At 39.1% G+C, this 19,380-nt stretch carries 15 protein-coding genes, 1 pseudogene and 1 riboswitch; of the genes and pseudogenes, 5 read left to right on the forward strand and 11 right to left on the reverse strand.

Features of this window, described 5'->3' with window-relative positions:
• Positions 1–10: 10 nt before the first annotated feature.
• The 6 genes and pseudogenes from GWJ05_RS18765 to nudF all read right to left on the reverse strand — a co-directional run bounded on the left by GWJ05_RS18765 (position 11) and on the right by nudF (position 7,300).
• Positions 11–736 carry a DNA gyrase C-terminal beta-propeller domain-containing protein gene (locus tag GWJ05_RS18765; RefSeq protein WP_413686703.1) on the reverse strand — a complete coding sequence of 242 codons (726 nt, stop codon included), beginning with the start codon at positions 734–736 and terminating at the stop codon, positions 11–13.
• Between the two features lie 51 nt (positions 737–787).
• Positions 788–2,968, reverse strand: a pseudogene (gene parC / locus GWJ05_RS02960) (DNA topoisomerase IV subunit A); the annotation flags it as partial.
• A gap of 32 nt (positions 2,969–3,000) precedes the next feature.
• The gene (parE, locus tag GWJ05_RS02965; protein WP_036934139.1) at positions 3,001–4,896 is read right to left on the reverse strand and encodes a DNA topoisomerase IV subunit B; all 1,896 of its coding nucleotides are present in this window, start codon (positions 4,894–4,896) and stop codon (positions 3,001–3,003) included.
• 123 nt (positions 4,897–5,019) lie between these two features.
• Positions 5,020–5,595, reverse strand: a complete 576-nt coding sequence (gene yqiA / locus GWJ05_RS02970; RefSeq protein ID WP_087803494.1) for an esterase YqiA — start codon at positions 5,593–5,595, stop codon at positions 5,020–5,022.
• Between the two features lie 3 nt (positions 5,596–5,598).
• A complete protein-coding gene (gene cpdA / locus GWJ05_RS02975) occupies positions 5,599–6,438 on the reverse strand; it encodes a 3',5'-cyclic-AMP phosphodiesterase (protein ID WP_036934143.1) in 840 nt (279 codons plus the stop codon).
• A 226-nt stretch (positions 6,439–6,664) separates the two neighbouring features.
• Positions 6,665–7,300 carry an ADP-ribose diphosphatase gene (nudF, locus tag GWJ05_RS02980; protein ID WP_036934145.1) on the reverse strand — a complete coding sequence of 212 codons (636 nt, stop codon included), beginning with the start codon at positions 7,298–7,300 and terminating at the stop codon, positions 6,665–6,667.
• Between the two features lie 214 nt (positions 7,301–7,514).
• On the opposite strand from nudF, the gene tolC reads away from it, so the two are divergent.
• The 3 genes from tolC (at position 7,515) to GWJ05_RS02995 (ending at position 11,137) form a co-directional block, all read left to right on the forward strand.
• Positions 7,515–8,906 (forward strand): outer membrane channel protein TolC, encoded by a 1,392-nt coding sequence (gene tolC / locus GWJ05_RS02985; protein ID WP_036934147.1) that lies wholly within the window; start codon positions 7,515–7,517, stop codon positions 8,904–8,906.
• 330 nt (positions 8,907–9,236) lie between these two features.
• Positions 9,237–9,965, forward strand: coding sequence for a DUF1190 family protein (locus GWJ05_RS02990; protein ID WP_036934149.1), 729 nt, complete (start codon positions 9,237–9,239; stop codon positions 9,963–9,965).
• An 8-nt stretch (positions 9,966–9,973) separates the two neighbouring features.
• Positions 9,974–11,137 (forward strand): glutathionylspermidine synthase family protein, encoded by a 1,164-nt coding sequence (locus GWJ05_RS02995; protein ID WP_087803492.1) that lies wholly within the window; start codon positions 9,974–9,976, stop codon positions 11,135–11,137.
• Between the two features lie 151 nt (positions 11,138–11,288).
• On the opposite strand, the gene ygiD is transcribed toward GWJ05_RS02995, so the two are convergent.
• Positions 11,289–12,074 (reverse strand): 4,5-DOPA dioxygenase extradiol, encoded by a 786-nt coding sequence (gene ygiD / locus GWJ05_RS03000; protein WP_161681047.1) that lies wholly within the window; start codon positions 12,072–12,074, stop codon positions 11,289–11,291.
• Between the two features lie 175 nt (positions 12,075–12,249).
• Positions 12,250–12,903 carry a 3,4-dihydroxy-2-butanone-4-phosphate synthase gene (ribB, locus tag GWJ05_RS03005; RefSeq protein WP_036934155.1) on the reverse strand — a complete coding sequence of 218 codons (654 nt, stop codon included), beginning with the start codon at positions 12,901–12,903 and terminating at the stop codon, positions 12,250–12,252.
• A 125-nt stretch (positions 12,904–13,028) separates the two neighbouring features.
• Positions 13,029–13,188: riboswitch (FMN riboswitch) on the reverse strand.
• A gap of 202 nt (positions 13,189–13,390) precedes the next feature.
• Between ribB and ubiK the strand changes: the two genes are divergently transcribed.
• Positions 13,391–13,711 carry a ubiquinone biosynthesis accessory factor UbiK gene (ubiK, locus tag GWJ05_RS03010; protein ID WP_036934157.1) on the forward strand — a complete coding sequence of 107 codons (321 nt, stop codon included), beginning with the start codon at positions 13,391–13,393 and terminating at the stop codon, positions 13,709–13,711.
• A 98-nt stretch (positions 13,712–13,809) separates the two neighbouring features.
• Here ubiK and GWJ05_RS03015 read toward each other — a convergent pair whose 3' ends face one another.
• Complete coding sequence (locus GWJ05_RS03015) at positions 13,810–15,132, reverse strand: 6-phospho-alpha-glucosidase (protein WP_036934159.1); 1,323 nt, start codon at positions 15,130–15,132, stop codon at positions 13,810–13,812.
• The gene (locus GWJ05_RS03020) at positions 15,132–16,760 is read right to left on the reverse strand and encodes an alpha-glucoside-specific PTS transporter subunit IIBC (RefSeq protein WP_036934161.1); all 1,629 of its coding nucleotides are present in this window, start codon (positions 16,758–16,760) and stop codon (positions 15,132–15,134) included. Before GWJ05_RS03020 ends, GWJ05_RS03015 begins: the two co-directional genes overlap by 1 nt.
• A gap of 301 nt (positions 16,761–17,061) precedes the next feature.
• On the opposite strand from GWJ05_RS03020, the gene GWJ05_RS03025 reads away from it, so the two are divergent.
• Positions 17,062–17,766 (forward strand): GntR family transcriptional regulator, encoded by a 705-nt coding sequence (locus tag GWJ05_RS03025; protein WP_087803486.1) that lies wholly within the window; start codon positions 17,062–17,064, stop codon positions 17,764–17,766.
• 96 nt (positions 17,767–17,862) lie between these two features.
• Here GWJ05_RS03025 and hldE read toward each other — a convergent pair whose 3' ends face one another.
• Complete coding sequence (gene hldE, locus GWJ05_RS03030; RefSeq protein WP_036934165.1) at positions 17,863–19,287, reverse strand: bifunctional D-glycero-beta-D-manno-heptose-7-phosphate kinase/D-glycero-beta-D-manno-heptose 1-phosphate adenylyltransferase HldE; 1,425 nt, start codon at positions 19,285–19,287, stop codon at positions 17,863–17,865.
• Between the last annotated feature and the right edge of the window lie 93 nt (positions 19,288–19,380).

Below are 19,380 nucleotides of genomic sequence, written 5' to 3' on the forward strand. Positions count from 1 at the left end.
AGTATTAAATTTAATTCGACTCAATATCAATATGATCAATAACTTGAGCTCCACGAGGTAAAGAAGTACCTCGGCGCCCTCGTTTTGCTTTGAAGCCAGCAAGTTCAGCCATCGACATAGTCAGCTTACGTTTACCAAAGTGCAGTGTTACTGACGCATTTTCAGGTAATACACGTAACCAAGCGACATTATCCTCACCACTTGCAGCTTGTGAAGCTGGAATTGAAACCATCTGATTTCCTTTTCCTTTGACCATCGTCGGTAATTCTGAAGCCTCAAAAATCAGCATCCTACCGCCTTTAGTAATGATCATAATGAGATCACTAAGATCATCATTCAAGCGTTGTGGCGGTAATGGTAGTGCATTTTCAGGTAAAGTCAGTAGTGATTTTCCTGCTTTATTTTTAGAAGTTAAATCATCAACCTGACAAATAAAACCATAACCCGCATCCGATGCCATTAAGATCTTATCGGTACTTTCGCCCATTACAATATGACGTAGCTGTGCACCTTTCTGAACTTTTAATCGTTCAGTTAACGCATCACCTTTGCTACGACCAGAAGGCAAGGCATCAACATCAACGGTATAGCTTTGCCCTGAGGTATCAATTAAGTGTACAGGTTGATTACTCATGCCTTCTACGGCATCAAAATAATCATCACCAGCTTTAAAACCAGCAGATTTAGCATCAATATTATGGCCTTTTTGGCAACGAATAAGCCCTTTTTCAGACATAATGACTGTAACAGCTTCAGGATGTAGATGTTTTAACGGAATAGGTTCATCACCCGCATTACCGCTAAAATAGTTGATTTCTTCTGCTTTAAGCACTTCCTGTTGACCATCAACAGTAAAGATTAATGCTTCATCTTTAGGTACTAACAGTGTTTGCTCAACCACATCACCTTGCTCTTTGCCTAACGCAACTAAACGAGTCCCACGTCCTTTTTTGTTCATTTCATTCAGTTGTTCTGCTGAAATGGCTAAAATACGTGTTTTATCCGTGATGATAATAAGCCAATACCGGTTATTCTTTTTCTGTGGATCAACTAAGAATGGCTCAAGTAATTCTGTTTCTTGCGAAACGGTCAGCAACCCTTTACCTGTTTTATTTTTTGTTTCCATCTCATCATAAGAGAGAACAGAACCGTAGCCTTCTTTTGTTGCCAGTAAATATTCCTGCCCTGCACTGCCAGCTAACATGTATTTCACGCTAGCCTCTGGTGGGAAGGTTAATTTGCCTGTTAATGGCTCGCCTTGACTTCGCCCAGAAGGCATATCATTCGGACTTAACGTGTAGCTTCTTCCTGTAGAATCAAGGAATAGAACAGGTTGATTACTCATACCACGTACAGCACTATGATAACTATCCCCAGCACGATAACTCATACCTCTAGGATCAATATCATGACCTTTAGCGTTACGTACCCACCCCATTTCAGAAAGCACAATAGTCACTGGCTCTGATGGCAACATATCTTGTTCATTCACTACTTTCGCCTCTTCTTGAGGGCGAATTGGCGAACGACGATCATCACCAAATTCTTTTGCGTCTGCTTCAATCTCTTTTTTCAGTAACGTATTTAAACGACGTGGTGAACTTAGTAATTTCTCGATACTATCGCGTTCTTTTTCAAGTTCATCACTTTCGCCTTTTAATTTCATCTCTTCAAGTTTTGCTAAATGACGCAAACGTAACTCTAAAATAGCCTCTGCTTGAATATCAGATAGCTCGAAGCGACGCATCAATTCTACTTTTGGCTCATCTTCATGACGAATAATCTCAATGACTTCATCAATATTGAGATAAGCAATTAATAAGCCTTTAAGAATTTCTAAGCGACGTAACACTTTTTCTAAACGATGATTCAGACGATTTGTGACTGTTTGGCGACGATAAACTAACCATTCGTTTAAAATAGTCAGTAATCCTTTTACTGCCGGTCGGTTATCTAACCCAATCATATTCAGGTTAACGCGATAACTCTTTTCTAAATCAGTATTCACAAACAAGTAGTACATGACTTGTTCTAAATCAACACGATTACTACGAGGTACAATAACAAGTCTTGTCGGATTTTCGTGATCAGATTCATCACGTAAATCTTCAACTAAAGGTAATTTTTTTGCTCGCATCAGTGATGCGATTTGCTCAAGCACTTTGGCACCAGAGACTTGATGAGGTAACGCAGTGATAACCGCGCATCCTTCTTCTTTTTGCCAAATAGCTCGCATTCTGACAGAGCCACGCCCTGTTTTATAAATCTTTTTGATATCGTCTTGAGCCGTAATAATTTCCGCTTCAGTCGGATAGTCAGGGCCTTGAACATGTTGCATTACATCAGATAATCCTGCATCAGGATTATCTAAAAGCATCACTAAGGCTTGCCCAATTTCGCGCGCATTATGCGGCGGAATATCTGTTGCCATCCCAACAGCAATACCTGTCGTACCGTTAAGAACGATATTGGGTAAACGTGCTGGCAACATTTTCGGCTCTTGCATTGTGCCGTCAAAGTTAGGGATCCAATCTACCGTTCCGTGTCCTAATTCACTCAATAAAGTTTGTGAATATTTAGAAAGGCGTGATTCGGTATAACGCATGGCTGCGAAAGATTTTGGATCATCCGGTGCCCCCCAGTTACCTTGCCCGTCAATCAACGGATAACGATAAGAGAAAGGCTGAGCCATAAGTACCATTGCTTCATAACATGCGCTATCACCATGTGGGTGATATTTACCTAGCACGTCACCAACAGTACGAGCTGATTTTTTAAATTTGGCACTATTATTTAAACCGAGCTCAGACATCGCATAAACAATACGACGTTGCACGGGTTTTAGCCCATCTCCAATAAAAGGTAATGCACGATCCATAATGACGTACATGGAATAGTTGAGATAGGCATTCTCTGTAAATAAGTGGAGCGGTTGACGCTCTACACCATCATGAGTCAATTCACTCATTCAATATTTTCCTCAGACTCTTGTGGTATCCATTACACTTCGATGTCAACTTCATCGCCTTTTTCTTGTAACCAATTTCGGCGATCTTCAGAGCGTTTTTTCGCTAACAACATATCCATCATGCCTAAGGTTTCTTGATAATTTTCATCATCAATCACCAATTGCACTAAACGACGCGTATTAGGATCAAGCGTTGTCTCACGCAATTGAAGTGGGTTCATCTCCCCCAATCCTTTAAAGCGCTGTACGTTAGGTTTTCCTTTTTTACGACTTAATCGTTGTAAAATGGCATTTTTCTCTGATTCATCAAGGGCATAATGAACTTCTTTACCTAAATCGATACGATAAAGTGGTGGCATTGCCATATAAACATGCCCTTCCTTAACAAGTGCAGGAAAATGACGCACAAATAACGCACATAATAGTGTTGCAATATGCAAACCATCGGAGTCCGCATCCGCAAGAATACACACTTTACCGTAACGTAATTGGCTTAAATCATCACTATCAGGATCCATGCCAATGGCTACAGAAATATCATGTACCTCTTGTGAAGCAAGCACTTCATCAGAAGAGACTTCCCATGTATTTAGAATTTTACCTCGCAGTGGCATAATCGCTTGGTACTCACGATCTCGCGCTTGCTTAGCAGAACCTCCCGCAGAGTCCCCTTCAACTAAAAAGAGTTCGGTATACCGTAAATCTTGAGATGTACAATCTGCTAATTTTCCGGGTAGTGCAGGTCCAGAGGTGAGTTTTTTTCTCACCACTTTTTTTGCCGCTCGCATACGACGCTGAGCACTACTAATGGCCATGTCAGCGAGTAATTCACCAACTTGAACATTCTGATTTAACCATAAGCTAAAAGCATTTTTTACAGCACTTGCAACAAATGCACTGGTTTGTCTTGAAGAGAGTCGCTCTTTGGTTTGCCCTGCAAATTGAGGATCTTGCATTTTGACTGATAATACATAAGCGCAACGCTCCCATGTATCGTCAGCAGTTAATTTAATGCCTCTTGGGAGTAAATTACGGAATTCACAGAATTCACGCATTGCATCTAACACACCTTGGCGTAAACCATTAACGTGTGTCCCCCCCTGAACAGTCGGGATTAAGTTAACATAACTTTCAGTGAGTAAATCGCCACCTTCTGGTAGCCATAACATAGACCATTCAACAGCCTCATTATCCCCTTCAAATTTTCCAGTAAAAGGCTCTTCAGGAAGGCGAATAAATTCAGCAACAGCTTCACTTAAATAATCGGTTAAACCATCAGCATAGCACCAATTTTCTTGTGTTTTATTCACTTTATCAACAAAAGAGACATTAACTCCGGGGCATAATACGGCTTTTGCTTTTAGTACATGAGATAAGCTTTTAGACGAAAAACGGGGAACATCAAAGTAAGAGCCATCAGGCCAAAAATGTACACTCGTTCCTGTATCTCGTTTTGCACAGGTGCCAATCTCGTGCAACTCTTCGACTTTATCGCCATTTTCAAAGGCTATTTGATAAATCTTACCATCCCGACGAACAGTCACTTCAATACGCTTAGAAAGTGCGTTAACAACCGAGATCCCTACACCATGTAACCCACCGGAAAATTGATAGTTTTTATTAGAGAATTTTCCTCCGGCGTGGAGGTGAGCAAGGATCAACTCGATAGCAGAGACGTTAAGTTCAGGATGGATATCGACAGGCATTCCTCGCCCATTATCGATAACTTCGATAGATTGATCTTCATATAAAATGACATCGACCTTCGACGCGTGTCCCGCAAGCGCCTCGTCCACGCTATTATCTATCACTTCCTGTGCCAAATGGTTCGGCCGAGTCGTATCCGTGTACATACCAGGACGGCGACGTACTGGTTCTAGACCATTAAGAACCTCAATATCCTTTGCGTTATAACTTGATTGAGTCATTGTTTTAATCTGCGGTTCGCTGTTAGAAAATGCTGTTTATAATAACAGGTGTTTGCGGCAATATGATATTAATTTTCGGGTAAATGCATCAACCTACGTTTTACAGGTTAATTGACCGAAAGGCTAAATTATCTTTAAAAATTGAATAATTTTCGGAAAAAAACGTTCAAAACCCACAAATGCGTGATTTCCATTCGATTCTACGGTTTGCCTACACGCGCCAAGATATGAGACAGCTTGACGATAATCAAGTATTTCATCTCCAGTTTGTTGAAGCAACCAAATAAGTTCGGGTGATGTAATTGCAGGAATACGCAAAGCAAGTAACTCATCCATATGATGAAGTTCTAATCTATACCTTTGATGTGTATAGGGATTTTCGTTTTCACCTAAGAAGTTTTGTAATAATTCAAAAGGACGAATAGCGGGATTAATAACAACCGCAGGTAAATTAAAACGCTGAGATAACCAAATAGATAAATAGCCACCTAATGATGAACCAATTAACCCAAGCTTATCATCTACACTCTCTTTGACTAGTGTTTCAATGAGTTGAGCCGCTTCTTTGGGATAAGGCGGCAATTGAGGTATTAATAGTTCAATTTCAGGATGTGCTACTTCTAACCATTGCCGAAAAGCTTGAGCTTTAGCCGATTTGGGTGAGCTATTAAAGCCATGTAAATAGAGAATACGAGGCATAACTTAATAGCCATCCGCATCAAGATCAGGGCAAAATTCAGTACCTGCTAACCGATAGACCTGCGTCTCAACTTTCCCTTTTTCATCCGATGAGAGCGACATTTCTAAATAGCGCCAACCTGGAGAAACAGTATCTAATGTAAAATTCGTACAATGAGGTCGAAACTGGATACAAGTGGACGGTGTTGCCAGCATACGAATACCATTCCACATTTCATCCATTTCTTGATGAATATGACCACAAAGCATCATTTTCACCTGAGTGTGACCTTTTAAACGTTCCGCCAATTCTTGAGAGTTTCTTAAACTGTGTTGATCTAGCCATGTACACCCAGAAGGCATAGGATGATGATGCAACAAAATAATTGTATCTCTGTGTTTTTGGCTTTCAAGACAGCGTGTTAGCCAATCTAGCTGACAATCCGATAACTCCCCATGAGGAACCCCTTGAATTTGGCTATCTAATAATAGCATTTGCCAACTATCACCAATCAACACTTGTTTTGCCGACAAAATACCTGCTTGATTTAATGCATCAATCATCGCAGGCTGATAGTCATGATTACCTGGCAACCAAACACAAGGCGGTGTTAGCGTCGCAATGCCATCAGCAAAATGCTGATAAGCATCAAAGGTTTGATCTTGGACTAAATCACCTGTCGCAACAATCAAGTCAACCTCAAGGCCCTGTTCTCTAATTGCATTTAATACAGCATGATAACTACGATAGGTATTAATGCCCAGCAGAGTATCTTCCACATTAGCGAAGAGGTGGGTGTCTGTGATTTGTAATATTCTTACGGTGTTTTTGTGTTTCACCGATAATTCAAACTGGCTTTCCAAAAGGTTTCCTTGTTTCACTCTCATTAGCCGTTATGTTAACGTATTTTCGTAGTAAAGATCTGCCAACTAATACACATTTCAAAAGATTAGTGAGAAATATTCTCGCTTTCAATCACGTTTTTTTCACTTCATTTTACAATTTAATTCATTTGATATCGTATACTTAGAGATAATTACTCTACTTGATAATATTATTAAAAACACCCCTTAATGATTGATTAATGCATTAAATGGCTAACCAACGCGTCCTTAACGCGACATGATGAAGTTGTAACCATTGAATCGCAATAACGGATGCAGCATTGTCAATAGTGCCTTCTTCAACCCAAAGATAAGCTTGTTCTCTGCTGACAACATGAACGCGAATATCTTCATTCTCACAAGCTAATCCATGAATGCCTTTTGCGGTAGTTGCATCAACTTCGCCTACATAAACATACATTCTTTCACTGGTGCCTCCAGGGCTAGAGAGGTAACTGATAATGGGCTCACACCGCCCCACTTCAACACCAGCTTCTTCTAGGGCTTCACGTCTAACAACATCTTCTGGGCTTTCGCCTTGTTCAACCATACCTGCAACCACTTCAAGTAACCAAGGTGTCTCGCTAGTTTCATACGCAGGAATACGAATTTGCTCAATTAATACGACTTCATCACGTTTAGGATCATAAGCTAACAAAACACCCGCATTGCCTCGCTCAAATACTTCACGTTTGACTTCTTCACTCCACCCTCCTTCAAACAAACGATGCTTAAAGCGATATTCAGTCATACGGAAAAAGCCTTTGTATAAATCTCGTTTACCTAACAATTTCACCGCATTCTGACCGTATAAAAATGGTATATTTTCCCTTTTCTTCATACAATGTTCCTTAAGTTATATTTAAGAGTCTTTTTTATCGCTTACGTTTAATACAGATTTAAAGAAATTTGCCAACAATTCATGTAAAGTTAATCTAAAATAAAAGGATATGGCACAAATGGCTACCCCTACTTAGGGAAACAATCTGCTAGAATTATCCCCAATCAAGATTAACAGAGGCAACTCAGCGAAACTGTTGCAACAAGGAATTAAAATGAAAAAACTGCTCTCTCTTTTGATCACGATGAGTTTGGCAGGATTCAGCTCTGCAAGCCAGGCTGAGGATCTGCTTCAAGTTTATCAAAAAGCAAAGGACAGTAACCCTGAGTTACGTAAGTCATTAGCGGAACGAAATCAAGCTTTTGAAAAAATTAATGAAGCTCGTGGCTCATTATTACCACAGTTAGGATTAGGTGCATCTGCTGATTATAAAAGTGGCTACCGTGATGCAAGAGATACCGAATCTAATTCTATCGGGGCAAGCTTAACGCTGACTCAAAGCGTGTTTAACATGTCGTTATGGCGCCAATTAAACCTGCAAGAAAAAACAGCGGGCATGAGCGATGTCACTTATCAAACTAGTCAGCAAAAACTGATTTTAGATACAGCTACTGCTTATTTTGATGTTTTGCGTGCTATCGATTCATTATCATTTATCGAAGCGCAAAAAGAACAAGTCTACCGCCAGTTAGATCAAACAACACAACGTTTTAACGTAGGGTTAGTGGCTATTACTGACGTACAAAATGCGCGTGCAAATTACGATAGCGTACTGGCACAAGAGGTCGCTGGCCGAAATCAATTAGATAATGCATTAGAAAAACTACGCCAAGTCAGTGGCATCTATTACATAAATCTTGCATCTCTAAACATCAGTCGTTTTTCAACAACATCACCAGACTCTATTGATAAACTACTAAAAGATGCGGAAGAACGTAACTTAAGTTTATTAAGTGCACGTTTGGGCCAAGATTTAGCACGCGAAAATATTCGATTAGCCCAAGCTGGCCACTTACCAACTGTCGATTTAAATGCATCAACAGGTGTATCAAATAGCCGTAGCCATGACCATAGATCTGACGCAATAGTTTCTCATAGCAATAGTTACAGCGGTCAAAATAGTATTGGTTTGTCTGTTAGCATTCCGCTATATACCGGTGGCAGAACAAGCTCACAAGTTGAACAAGCACAATATGGATTTACCAGTGCAAGTGAACAATTAGAATCTGTTTACCGTTCTATCGTTCAAATTGCGCGTTCTTCTTATAACAATATTTCTGCATCAATCAGTAGCATCAAAGCGTATCAACAAGTCGTTGTTTCTGCGCAAAGTTCATTAGATGCAACCGAAGCTGGCTACCAAGTGGGAACTCGTACTATCGTTGATGTGTTAAATGCCACTACCACGCTTTACGATGCAAAACAGAAATTATCAAACGCACGTTATGACTATTTAATTAACCAATTAAATATTGAATATGCACGTGGCACATTAAACGAAAATGACTTAATTCAGCTCAATAATGCACTAGGGGAAGAAGTTTCAACTTCACCAGATAGCATTATTCGCCCGTTAACAAATCCTACGCTAAACGTGAGACCTTAAGCTTTAAATTAATCAATTAGTCATATTAAAAAACCGCTTTCAGCGATAAACTGATAAGCGGTTTTTTTTATGTTGTATTTTTACAATAAGATGTTGAGTTATGTATTAATTTGAATTGTCGACAATATTTATCTTCTTGTATTACCCAATACCTTAATCACAATTAAGTTAAAAAGAGAAGATTTACCTAATTCCATAACACTTAACCTTATAAAGATCACAAATTTCTGGTTATCCCTGATGATTAGGCGTTTCTTATTTATTTTCTAGACTATTTATCCTATCCTAGCTTTTATTTTGAACGTTTTACCTTTTATGGATCTTATCAATATGCCAATGAAACGTACCAAATCGATTAATCGTGATGCTTTCCGTAAAGCATTTCGTCCTTATCGTCTGGCGCCTGTTGCAATCGCCATCACTGCTGTATTCGCGCTTTCAGGATGTGAAGAGAGTGATGAAACAGTTTCACTGTATATGAATGCACAAGAATGTGCTCAAGCCAATCCTTCACAAGCAGCGCAGTGTGAAGACTCTTATCGTACAGCATTGCAAGAAGCACAGCGTACAGCACCTAAATACGCAACATTAGAAGACTGTGTCGCTGAGTTTGGTGATGCACAATGTACGCAGACAGCCTCAATTGATGGGCAACCTGTTAGTACTGAAAATGCAAATAATTTAAATCCAGATAGCTCGCAAATGGCACAAGCTAACTCAGGTGGTAGCTTCTTTATGCCATTAATGGCAGGCTATATGATGGGACGCCTTATGGGCGGTGGCGCACCAGCGCAACCTTTATTTAGTTCACGTAATCCAACAAGCCCTGCAAATGGTAAATTTGTGGATGCGACAGGCCGTAACTATGGTCCTGCTGTGGGTGGCCGTCAGATGAACGTCCCCAAAACAGCTATGACCCCAAAACCTTCAACAACTTCAACCATTACGCGTGGTGGCTTTGGTAATACCGTATCACGACAAGCAGCAGCTCAACGTACCAATGCAACAAATAATAACCGTAGCTCAACCGGCTCATCTTCTTACCGTTCAGGTGGTTAATTAACGCCATGAAACGTGAAAATATTATTGAACGCCCGGATTGGCGTGAAAAGGCGACTGAATTTGGTTTTAACTTTCATACCATGTATGGCGAACCTTATTGGTCTGAAGATGCTTATTATCAATTCTCAATGGAAGAGGTGGAAACGTTAGAAGAAACCACGGAAGAGCTTCATCAGATGTGCCTACAAGTCGCGGATAAAGTCGCCAATAGTGAAGAGTTATTAACACGTTTTCAAATCCCGCGTCACTGTTGGGATTTTGTGCGTGACTCTTGGAAATCATCTCAACCTTCACTCTATTCACGTCTTGATTTAGCCTATGACGGTAAAAGTCCAGCAAAACTGTTAGAAAATAATGCAGATACTCCAACCTCACTGTATGAATCTGCTTTTTTTCAATGGATCTGGCTTGAAGATCAAGTTAACGCAGGCCGTTTACCGCAGAATGCTGATCAATTTAATAGTATTCAAGAAAAGTTAATTGATCGCTTTGCTGAGCTACGTGATCAATATGGAATGCGTTATCTGCATATGTCTTGTTGCAAAGACACTGACGAAGATCGCGGTACCGTTCAATATTTACAAGATTGTGCTGAAGAAGCTCAAGTCACGACTGACTTTGTCTTTATTGAAGATCTGGGTTTAGGCGAACGTGGTGAGTTAACCGATCTACAAGATCAAATCATCAGCAATATGTTTAAACTTTACCCATGGGAATTTATGTTCCGCGAAGACTTCTCAACTAAATTAGCTGATGCAGGTATTCGTTGGTTAGAACCATCTTGGAAGAGTATTATTTCCAATAAAGCATTATTGCCAATGCTGTGGGAAATGTTCCCTAAACACCCTAATCTTCTACCTGCTTATTTTTATGATGGCAAAGCGCCTGAGTCATTATCACGCTATGTTATCAAGCCATTGTTTTCACGCGAAGGTGCAAATATTCGTATTGTTGAAAATGGTAAAGATATTGCTGTCGCAGATGGTCCCTACGGTGAAGAAGGCTTTATTGTCCAAGATTTCCACCCACTGCCGAAATTTGGCGATAGCTATACCTTAATTGGTAGCTGGCTGGTTAATGATCAATCTGCGGGTATTTGCATTAGAGAAGATAAAGAGCTTATCACGCAAGATCTCTCACGCTTCTATCCACATATTATTTTAGATTAATAGAAATCTTAAAATCATGTTGAGCACCTTATTGCTTATAAGCGGTAAGGTGTTTTTTATTCAAAATAGGTTTCGTTATCAGTAAAAAAGGCCAAATTCCATAAAAGGAATTTAGCCTTTTGCTTATATCAATAGGTTTTATTGGGTGATTTTATCCAATTTGAAACGTCATCATACTTAGTGATTTATTCACAATATCATTATTCAGCACTGTTACCTTTTCACCCGTTTGTTTTAAACTTAATAGATACAACGCAGGTAAAAAATGATCGGGAGTAGGATGTGCCAATCGCCCTTCTTCTGTTGATAAAATCGTAAATAGTACTTCTGGTACTTTATCGCTTCGTAAGCTGTTTTCGATTGCCTCATTAAAGGCTAATGCCCAAGGATAAGGCGTTGCATTGCTATTTTGCCAATCCATCATTCTTAAATTGTGAACGATATTACCGCTACCAATAACCAAAACGCCTTCTTTGCGTAATTCAACCAGCTTTTGCCCTAACTCATAGTGCCATTGCGCTGATTGGTGTGCATCAATACTTAATTGAACAACAGGAATATTCGCGTTGGGATACATTTTTTCGAGTATTCCCCAACTTCCATGATCTAATCCCCATTGGTCCATATCGAGTTTTAATTGAATCGGATCAATCAGATCTTCTATCAATGCAGCTAAACCTATCGAGCCTCGTGCCGGGTATTCTATTGCGTATAACTCAGCTGGAAACCCATAAAAATCATGAATTGTCTTTGGTTGCGACATTGCTGTTACGTAAGTTCCATCGGTATACCAATGGGCTGAAATGACTAAAATCGCTTTAGGTTGAGGAAGCGTTTCCCCTAATTTTGACCAGAGGCGAGTATATGTATTGTCTTCTAATACATTCATTGGGCTACCGTGCCCAATAAACAGCGCTGGCATCATTTTTGTGTCCATAATCACCTCTTATGGCTTGTGATCTTATGGCGTTAGCATAGCGCCTTCCTACTTGAAATATAGTCAAAGAAGTATGAAATAGTTATTCAAAAAATATGAAAAAGCCACTTAAGTTTTTTTAAGTGGCTTGAATAAGTGTGTGTGTGTTTTCAGTGTCAGTTATAACATGTTAATTTCAGCCAGCTTTTTTCTCCTCACGAAGACGATAAGCCACTAAATCTTCAATAGTTAGCACAGGCATATTGTGCTTTTTAGCAAAAGTAATCACTTCAGGTGCTCTTGCCATTGTGCCATCATCGTTCGTCAGCTCGCACAACACAGCAACAGGTTTAAAACCAGCTAATGTTGCTAAATCAATCGATGCTTCAGTGTGTCCACCCCGTGTTAACACACCACCCGGTTGCGCACGTAATGGAAATACATGACCAGGACGATTTAAATCACTTGGTTTTGCATTATCAGCAGCGGCTGCTCGTACCGTAGTTAAACGGTCTGATGCCGAAACCCCTGTTGTTACACCTTGCGCCGCTTCAATCGTTACTGTAAATGCCGTATGGAAATGGCTGGTGTTATTTTCCACCATCATAGGCAAATCAAGTTGTTGACGACGTTCTTCTGTAATACATAAGCATACAATGCCACTACCATGACGAATAGACATCGCCATTTGTTCTGTAGTCATTGTTTCTGCGACAAAAACCATATCGCCTTCATTTTCGCGGTTCTCGTCATCGAGCACCATCACGCCTTTACCAGCACGAAGGGCTTTAAGAGCAAGTTCAACACGCTCAAATGGATTACCGAATTCGGAAAGTAGCGTCTGATTCATGGTAAAAAAACCTCAATAATTAATGAAAGTTACCAGAACCAGGGCAGTCTTAGGAGTGGATCTCTGCTTAATAAAAATAATAAGCAGAAACAACAGGAATGGATACAATGATCCTACTGATGCTATTTTATTCTCTCCCATCCAGACTTTAACTGTCGGCTCCAGGATCACACTGGATCTGCTGACCTTTGTATTACAATGGCAATACAAAGCGCTCGCGGGCTTTACTTGAATATTCAAGTATCTACCGCCGGTGGGGACTTTCACCCCGCCCTGAGATTAACGAGGAAACTATACGCTTTAAAATTATAAGAGGCAATCATCAATCCACGACAATACTTGTTTAATCACATAATCACTTTATGACATACGATTATTTAACTATTTATACTAAAAAAGTAACAATAATCCTGATATCTGGTTTTATTCCCTCAGCCCTCATATTACACTTAGCCCTAGCTTTCTATTTTATTTGTGAGGATTTCCTATGTTGGACCCGAAAAAACTTGAACAAGTAGCGCGCCAAATCCAAAACGTTCTGCCACAAGGCATCAAAGATTTTGGTGATGATATTGATAAAAAAATCCGCACTGTTCTGCAATCTCAATTAAACAAGTTGGATTTAGTTAATCGCGAAGAGTTTGATGTACAGACTCAAGTTTTATTACGTACTCGTGAAAAACTTAATCGTTTAGAACAACGTTTAAATGAGCTAGAAGCGAGTCTGCTTACAAAACCTCAAACTGAAGTTCTCCAAGTTGAAGAAGTTGAAATTAAAGTAGAAAATCAAACAGAAAATAAAGCCTAACCTGTTCACTTTATTAGTTTTTTCTTTATTAATAAAGCCAAACCCTGTATCTTACTAAGACACAGGGTTATTTTTATGTACTCGTAATTAATTACTCGTTATTTTAACTCTGGCCAATAATCTTTATTCGCTTCAATTAAATCATCTAAAATCGCTTTTGCGACAGTCGCACTCGGTACTGTTTTAGACATCGTAATGGCCTGCCAAAGTTTCAAATAGGATTTTTCGATCCACGCTTCTACCACTAATTTTTCAACCGCAACTTGCTGGCTCATCATCCCTTTTTGGAATAATGGTATTTTTCCCATGACTAAAGGTTCTGGTCCATGACTTCCTACAATACAAGGGATCTCAACCATTGCTTCAGGATCAAAGTTAATAATCGATCCGTTATTAGGAACGATCAATAACATTCTTTCTTGAGTATTAAATGCGATCGCAGTTGCAAGATCGACAATGTAAGAAGCGTGTTCATCTATCTCAAGATGGCCTGCTGATGATTTACCTGCTGCTGTAATGGCTCGACAAGCATTGAAAACATTCTTTTCTCTGTGTTCCATCACTTCATTCGCACGCGTATGATGAGGATCAGAATGCGCAACGACATAATCAGGGAACAAATAATACTTCAAGTAAGTATTTGGCATCGTTGATGGATCTAGTGCCCACACATCTTTTGCTTTCCCGAATGTATCATTCCAACTCGCTTCAACTGGCTCACCTGCCACTTTGGGAATATACCCATGTTCCGCAACATGTTTACGAATAACTGGCAGTAAATCATTACCTTGTAAATCTTCAACCTGTGTCCACCAACCAAAGTGATTTAAACCGTAATAACGGACACGCATCTCTTTGCGTGATTTTAATCCTGCAATTTGTGCCATACGAGATTCAATACCAATTGGCATATCACAAATATTCAAGATTTTTGCATTCGGTTTTAAGCGGCGAGTCGCTTCCGCGACAATGGCTGCTGGATTAGAATAGTTTAACATCCATGCGTTTGGTGAATATTTTTCCATATACTCAACCAATTCTAATACGCCACCAATAGAACGCATACCATAAGCAATACCACCAGGCCCACAGGTTTCTTGCCCTAACACGCCATGACGTAAAGGTATTTTTTCATCTTTTTCGCGCATTGGGTATTTACCAACACGAATATGAGCCATAACAAAATCAACATCCGTAAAAGCTATTTTAGGATCTGTGGTATAGCAAAACTCAATTTCAGGTGCTTTTTCAGTAAGAATAATTTCACAAGCTTTAGCAATGGTTTCTTGCCGCTCGGCATCATTGTCATAAAATTTGATGGCTCTTAAAGGAAAACGTTTTAAATTTTCTAGTAGCATCAAAATAATACCGGGTGTAAATGTACTACCGCCACCTGCAATTACGACTGAGAACTTCTTCATTATATAGCCTCCGACAAGGTGATTTTTTGTGTATCTTCTTTCATCAGTTGTTCAATTTTGTCTCTCACTTGAGAAACATGTAGCCCGATAATGATTTGCAATGCATGACCTTTACGCACCACACCATGTACACCGAGCCCTTTAAAATAGGCATCTGTTTCAATTAATTCGTTATCAATCACTTCAATACGTAAACGTGTTGCACAGTTATTTAACGATTTGATATTTGCACCGCCCCCTAAGCCTTCAAGAATGCCTTTTGGTAGTGCCAGTTTGCGGTCTTCTTTTGCTGTTTTTGAACTATCTGAAACCTGTGACTTTTTATTTTTATAATCTTGTTTGCTATAGAGCTTGATCTCTTCATCATCCTCTTCACGACCTGGTGTTTTTAAATTAAGTTTGATAATTAATGTTCTAAACACCACAAACCAAATCATGGTAAAAATAAGACCTATGACTATCTGCGTTATAATCATTCCGTAATGGTTATGAAACATGGGGATCCAATTCATAGGAAGGAAATTATCGATGATCCCTCCGCCCATATTTCCGACAACCCCAAAATGATAAAGTGTTGTCGCAAGAGTGGCTGCAAGTACGGCATGAATGGCAAATAATAACGGTGAGATAAATAAGAACGTAAACTCTAAAGGTTCTGTTATTCCCACAAATACCGCCGTTAATGCTGAAGGAATAAGTAAACCGGCAATTTTCGCTCTATTTTTAGGAGCCGCAGTAAAGTAAAGAGCAAGCGCTATACCAATAGAACCAAATACTTTGCTATTACCATGCAGTGCAAAGCCACCTTCTGGGAAAAGTTCTTTTAAAGATTGAGTGCTTTGACTGAAATATTGCATGTTCTGAGCCCAATCAACTTGAATTCCATGTTCAGTGACTGCGGGACCAAAAATAAATGGACCATAAATAAAGTGATGTAAGCCAGTAGGAATTAAAATACGTTCAAGAAAGGTATATATCCAAACACCTAAAGAGCCGGATTCAACCATAAATACTTGCAAAGATTGAATACCAATTTGCACTTTTGGCCAGAAAAATAATGTTATCCACGCTAACGGTAACATAACAAAGAAACTAATTAATACAACATACGAAGTTCCTTGAAATATACCTAAAAAGACAGGAAGCTGTTTATCAAAATAACGATTATGAATACCTGTAACTATACCCGCAATAATAATCGCCCCAATAATACTGGTATCTAATGTTTTAATTCCAGCTATCATTGTTAAGCCACTATTTCCGCCGATTTCATTTGTAAAATCTACGCCGAAATAACTTCCCCAAACGATTCCCATTGCATTAATAAAATAATTCCAAGTGAGAAAACTCACCATTACAGCAAGGCAAGCTCTTGCTTGTGCAGTTTTAGCTAAACCGATTGGTAAGCCAATTGCAAAAATAAGAGGCATATTACGAAAAACCGTCCATCCCCCCTCTTCAATAATATGAACAATTTGGGCAAATAAACTATCGGGTCTTAATAAATCTTCACTAATAAATAATGGATTCTGTAATAAAATGGCAATGCCTACAACAATACCTGCAAATGGAAATAGCAGGACAGGGGTAAACATGGCTCCACCAAATCGTTGTATTTGACTGAGCATAAAAATATCCTCTTATTTACTGCTACTGAAACGACATGCTATTTAATTCATTTTTCTTCTGTAAACTCAGATTAGGTTCTTTTCTCTTTATTCTCTCACCTGAAATGAGTTATTCGTGATCTGATTCATACTAATCTTTCAAGCAAAGTGATCTCATTTTTAGTCAAAAAGCAGATCACTTTTTATTTTTTGATAGCGTTCACATTTTAGAGCTATAAATGATTATGCTATATATCAAAAGATTAGATTCAGGTAGATTAAATAGAGAGAGCCTATTTTAAGAATAAAAAGAAGTATAAAAGTGATCTATAAAGACATTGCAAAAAGCCTAAGAATTCAAATAAATTCGGCTGGATACCAAATTGGTGACCCTTTACCAGCAGAAAAATCATTAGCACAACAATATAACGTATCGAGAATGACAATACGTAAAGCGGTGGATTTATTAGTGACCGCAGGGTTATTAGAACGAAAACATGGTTCTGGCACTTATATTAAAGAAAAAGATGTTCATCATGAAAATGCTAGCCTAAAAGGCTTTGTCGAACTAATGGCAAATACTGGTCACAATGTAAAAAGTGAAGTCATAGAATTTCGTGTTATTCCCTGCCCTTTATCTATAGCCAGTAAATTACGCATCAACTCAAATGAACGTATTTTTTATTCAAGGCGAATACGTTACGTCGATAATAAGCCGCTTATTGTTGAAGACAGTTACATGCCTGTTAAATATTTTCGCAATTTAACCTTAACCCATTTAGAAGGTTCTAAATTTGATTTTATTGAAAATATTTGCCAAATAAAAATATCAGGAAGTTATGAAACTTTTCACCCTATTATGCCTGATAACAATATTTGTCAATTATTAAAAATAGAAACTAACATTCCAATATTAAGACTCAGCACATTATCATATAGCACTCAGGGCGATTATATTAATTATTCAATTATGTATAGAAACACTCAAGATTATATTGTTGAGTATCATTTAAAAAGAGAACAATAATCATTAATAAAAGTATCATTAAAAATTTATAATAATTGGAGCCTTTATTATAAAAAAAGCACTCTAAAGAGTGCTTTTCGTCGTTAATTTATGCCATTACTTCTTTTTAATCGCATTAATAATGTTCGTTGTAGAAATGCCGTCCTCAAAATTTAGCACTTTTACTTCACCGCCTGCAGCCCAAACTTCTTTACTACCCGCGATATCTTCTGGTTTATAATCCCCACCCTTGACTAAAATATCTGGTAAAACAGAGGCAATTAAGCGCTGTGGTGTATCTTCCTCAAACGCAACAACCCAGTCTACTGCACCTAAGGCCCCGAGCACTGTCATACGCTGTTCTAATGGGTTAACAGGACGTGTTTCACCTTTTAATCGTTTAGTCGATGCATCACTATTTACAGCGACAATAAGGCGATCACCTAATTTACGTGCATTTGCTAAATAACTAACATGGCCTGCGTGAAGAATATCAAAACATCCATTAGTCATCACAATGCGCTCACCGCGCTGGCGTGCTAATTCAACCGCTTGTTTTAATTGCTCTTCTTCCATAATACCAAAACCGTTATCGGCACGACCACGAATGGCATTTTCCAGTTCAATAGGTGAGACCGTCGATGTTCCTAATTTGCCAACAACAACACCAGCGGCAGCATTCGCTAGGAAACAAGCTTCACTTAAAGGTTTGCCTGCGGCCAAAGAGGTTGCTAATACACCAATAACTGTGTCACCCGCTCCAGTAACGTCATAAACTTCTTGAGCTTGTGTTGGTAAATGTAACGGCGCTTCATTAGCACGAATAAGACTCATTCCACGTTCAGAACGAGTGATCAGTAAAGCATCAAGTTCTAAATCTCGAACTAATTGCGTACCTTTTTCCACCAGCTCATCATCGTTTTTGCAAACGCCGACAACTTGTTCAAATTCTGACATATTCGGTGTTAATAACGTTGCACCACGATAACGCTCAAAATCACACCCTTTAGGGTCGATTAATACCGGAACACCGGCTTTCTTTGCAAGTTGGATCATTTCTTGAACATGGGAAAGCGCACCTTTTGCGTAATCTGATAAAATCAGTGCGCCAATAGAAGGTAACGCTTGTTGAATACGTTCAAAGATAGGTTGAGGATCAACATTGCTAAACCCTTCTTCAAAATCAAGACGGATTAATTGTTGATTACGTGAAAGTACACGTAATTTTGTAATAGTTGGGTGGGTTGCAACAGAGACAAAATCACAGCGTACATTGACCTGATTTAATGTATTACTCAATGCTTTTGCGGCTTCATCAATTCCCGTTAACCCCACTAAACGTGAATTAGCACCGAGTGAAGCAATATTCATTGCCACGTTTGCTGCACCACCCGGGCGCTCTTCAGTGGTATCCACTTTGACCACTGGTACTGGGGCTTCTGGTGAAATACGGCTCGTAGGGCCATACCAATAGCGGTCTAACATGACGTCACCGACAACCAGTACATTGGCCTTATTAAAATCCGGCAGCGTTACTTTCATCCCATACTCCACATTTATTTTTAAAATAAGCCGAAATAATACCATAACTTGTTAAGCAAAAAGAGATACTCATAAGCGTTCCAGCTATCCCTC

Source organism: Proteus sp. G2626 (genome assembly GCF_009915985.1).
In the GTDB taxonomy this organism is placed as follows: Bacteria; Pseudomonadota; Gammaproteobacteria; order Enterobacterales; family Enterobacteriaceae; genus Proteus; species Proteus vulgaris.

Excerpts from the sequence above, each read along its gene's own strand:
- GWJ05_RS18765 (WP_413686703.1), bottom strand. The coding sequence starts at position 736 with ATGTCTGAAAAAGGGCTTATTCGTTGCCAAAAAGGCCATAATATTGAT.
- parE (WP_036934139.1), bottom strand. The coding sequence starts at position 4,896 with ATGACTCAATCAAGTTATAACGCAAAGGATATTGAGGTTCTTAATGGT.
- yqiA (WP_087803494.1), bottom strand. The coding sequence starts at position 5,595 with ATGCCTCGTATTCTCTATTTACATGGCTTTAATAGCTCACCCAAATCG.
- nudF (WP_036934145.1), bottom strand. The coding sequence starts at position 7,300 with ATGAAGAAAAGGGAAAATATACCATTTTTATACGGTCAGAATGCGGTG.
- tolC (WP_036934147.1), top strand. The coding sequence starts at position 7,515 with ATGAAAAAACTGCTCTCTCTTTTGATCACGATGAGTTTGGCAGGATTC.
- GWJ05_RS02990 (WP_036934149.1), top strand. The coding sequence starts at position 9,237 with ATGCCAATGAAACGTACCAAATCGATTAATCGTGATGCTTTCCGTAAA.
- GWJ05_RS02995 (WP_087803492.1), top strand. The coding sequence starts at position 9,974 with ATGAAACGTGAAAATATTATTGAACGCCCGGATTGGCGTGAAAAGGCG.
- ygiD (WP_161681047.1), bottom strand. The coding sequence starts at position 12,074 with ATGGACACAAAAATGATGCCAGCGCTGTTTATTGGGCACGGTAGCCCA.
- ribB (WP_036934155.1), bottom strand. The coding sequence starts at position 12,903 with ATGAATCAGACGCTACTTTCCGAATTCGGTAATCCATTTGAGCGTGTT.
- ubiK (WP_036934157.1), top strand. The coding sequence starts at position 13,391 with ATGTTGGACCCGAAAAAACTTGAACAAGTAGCGCGCCAAATCCAAAAC.
- GWJ05_RS03015 (WP_036934159.1), bottom strand. The coding sequence starts at position 15,132 with ATGAAGAAGTTCTCAGTCGTAATTGCAGGTGGCGGTAGTACATTTACA.
- GWJ05_RS03020 (WP_036934161.1), bottom strand. The coding sequence starts at position 16,760 with ATGCTCAGTCAAATACAACGATTTGGTGGAGCCATGTTTACCCCTGTC.
- hldE (WP_036934165.1), bottom strand. The coding sequence starts at position 19,287 with ATGAAAGTAACGCTGCCGGATTTTAATAAGGCCAATGTACTGGTTGTC.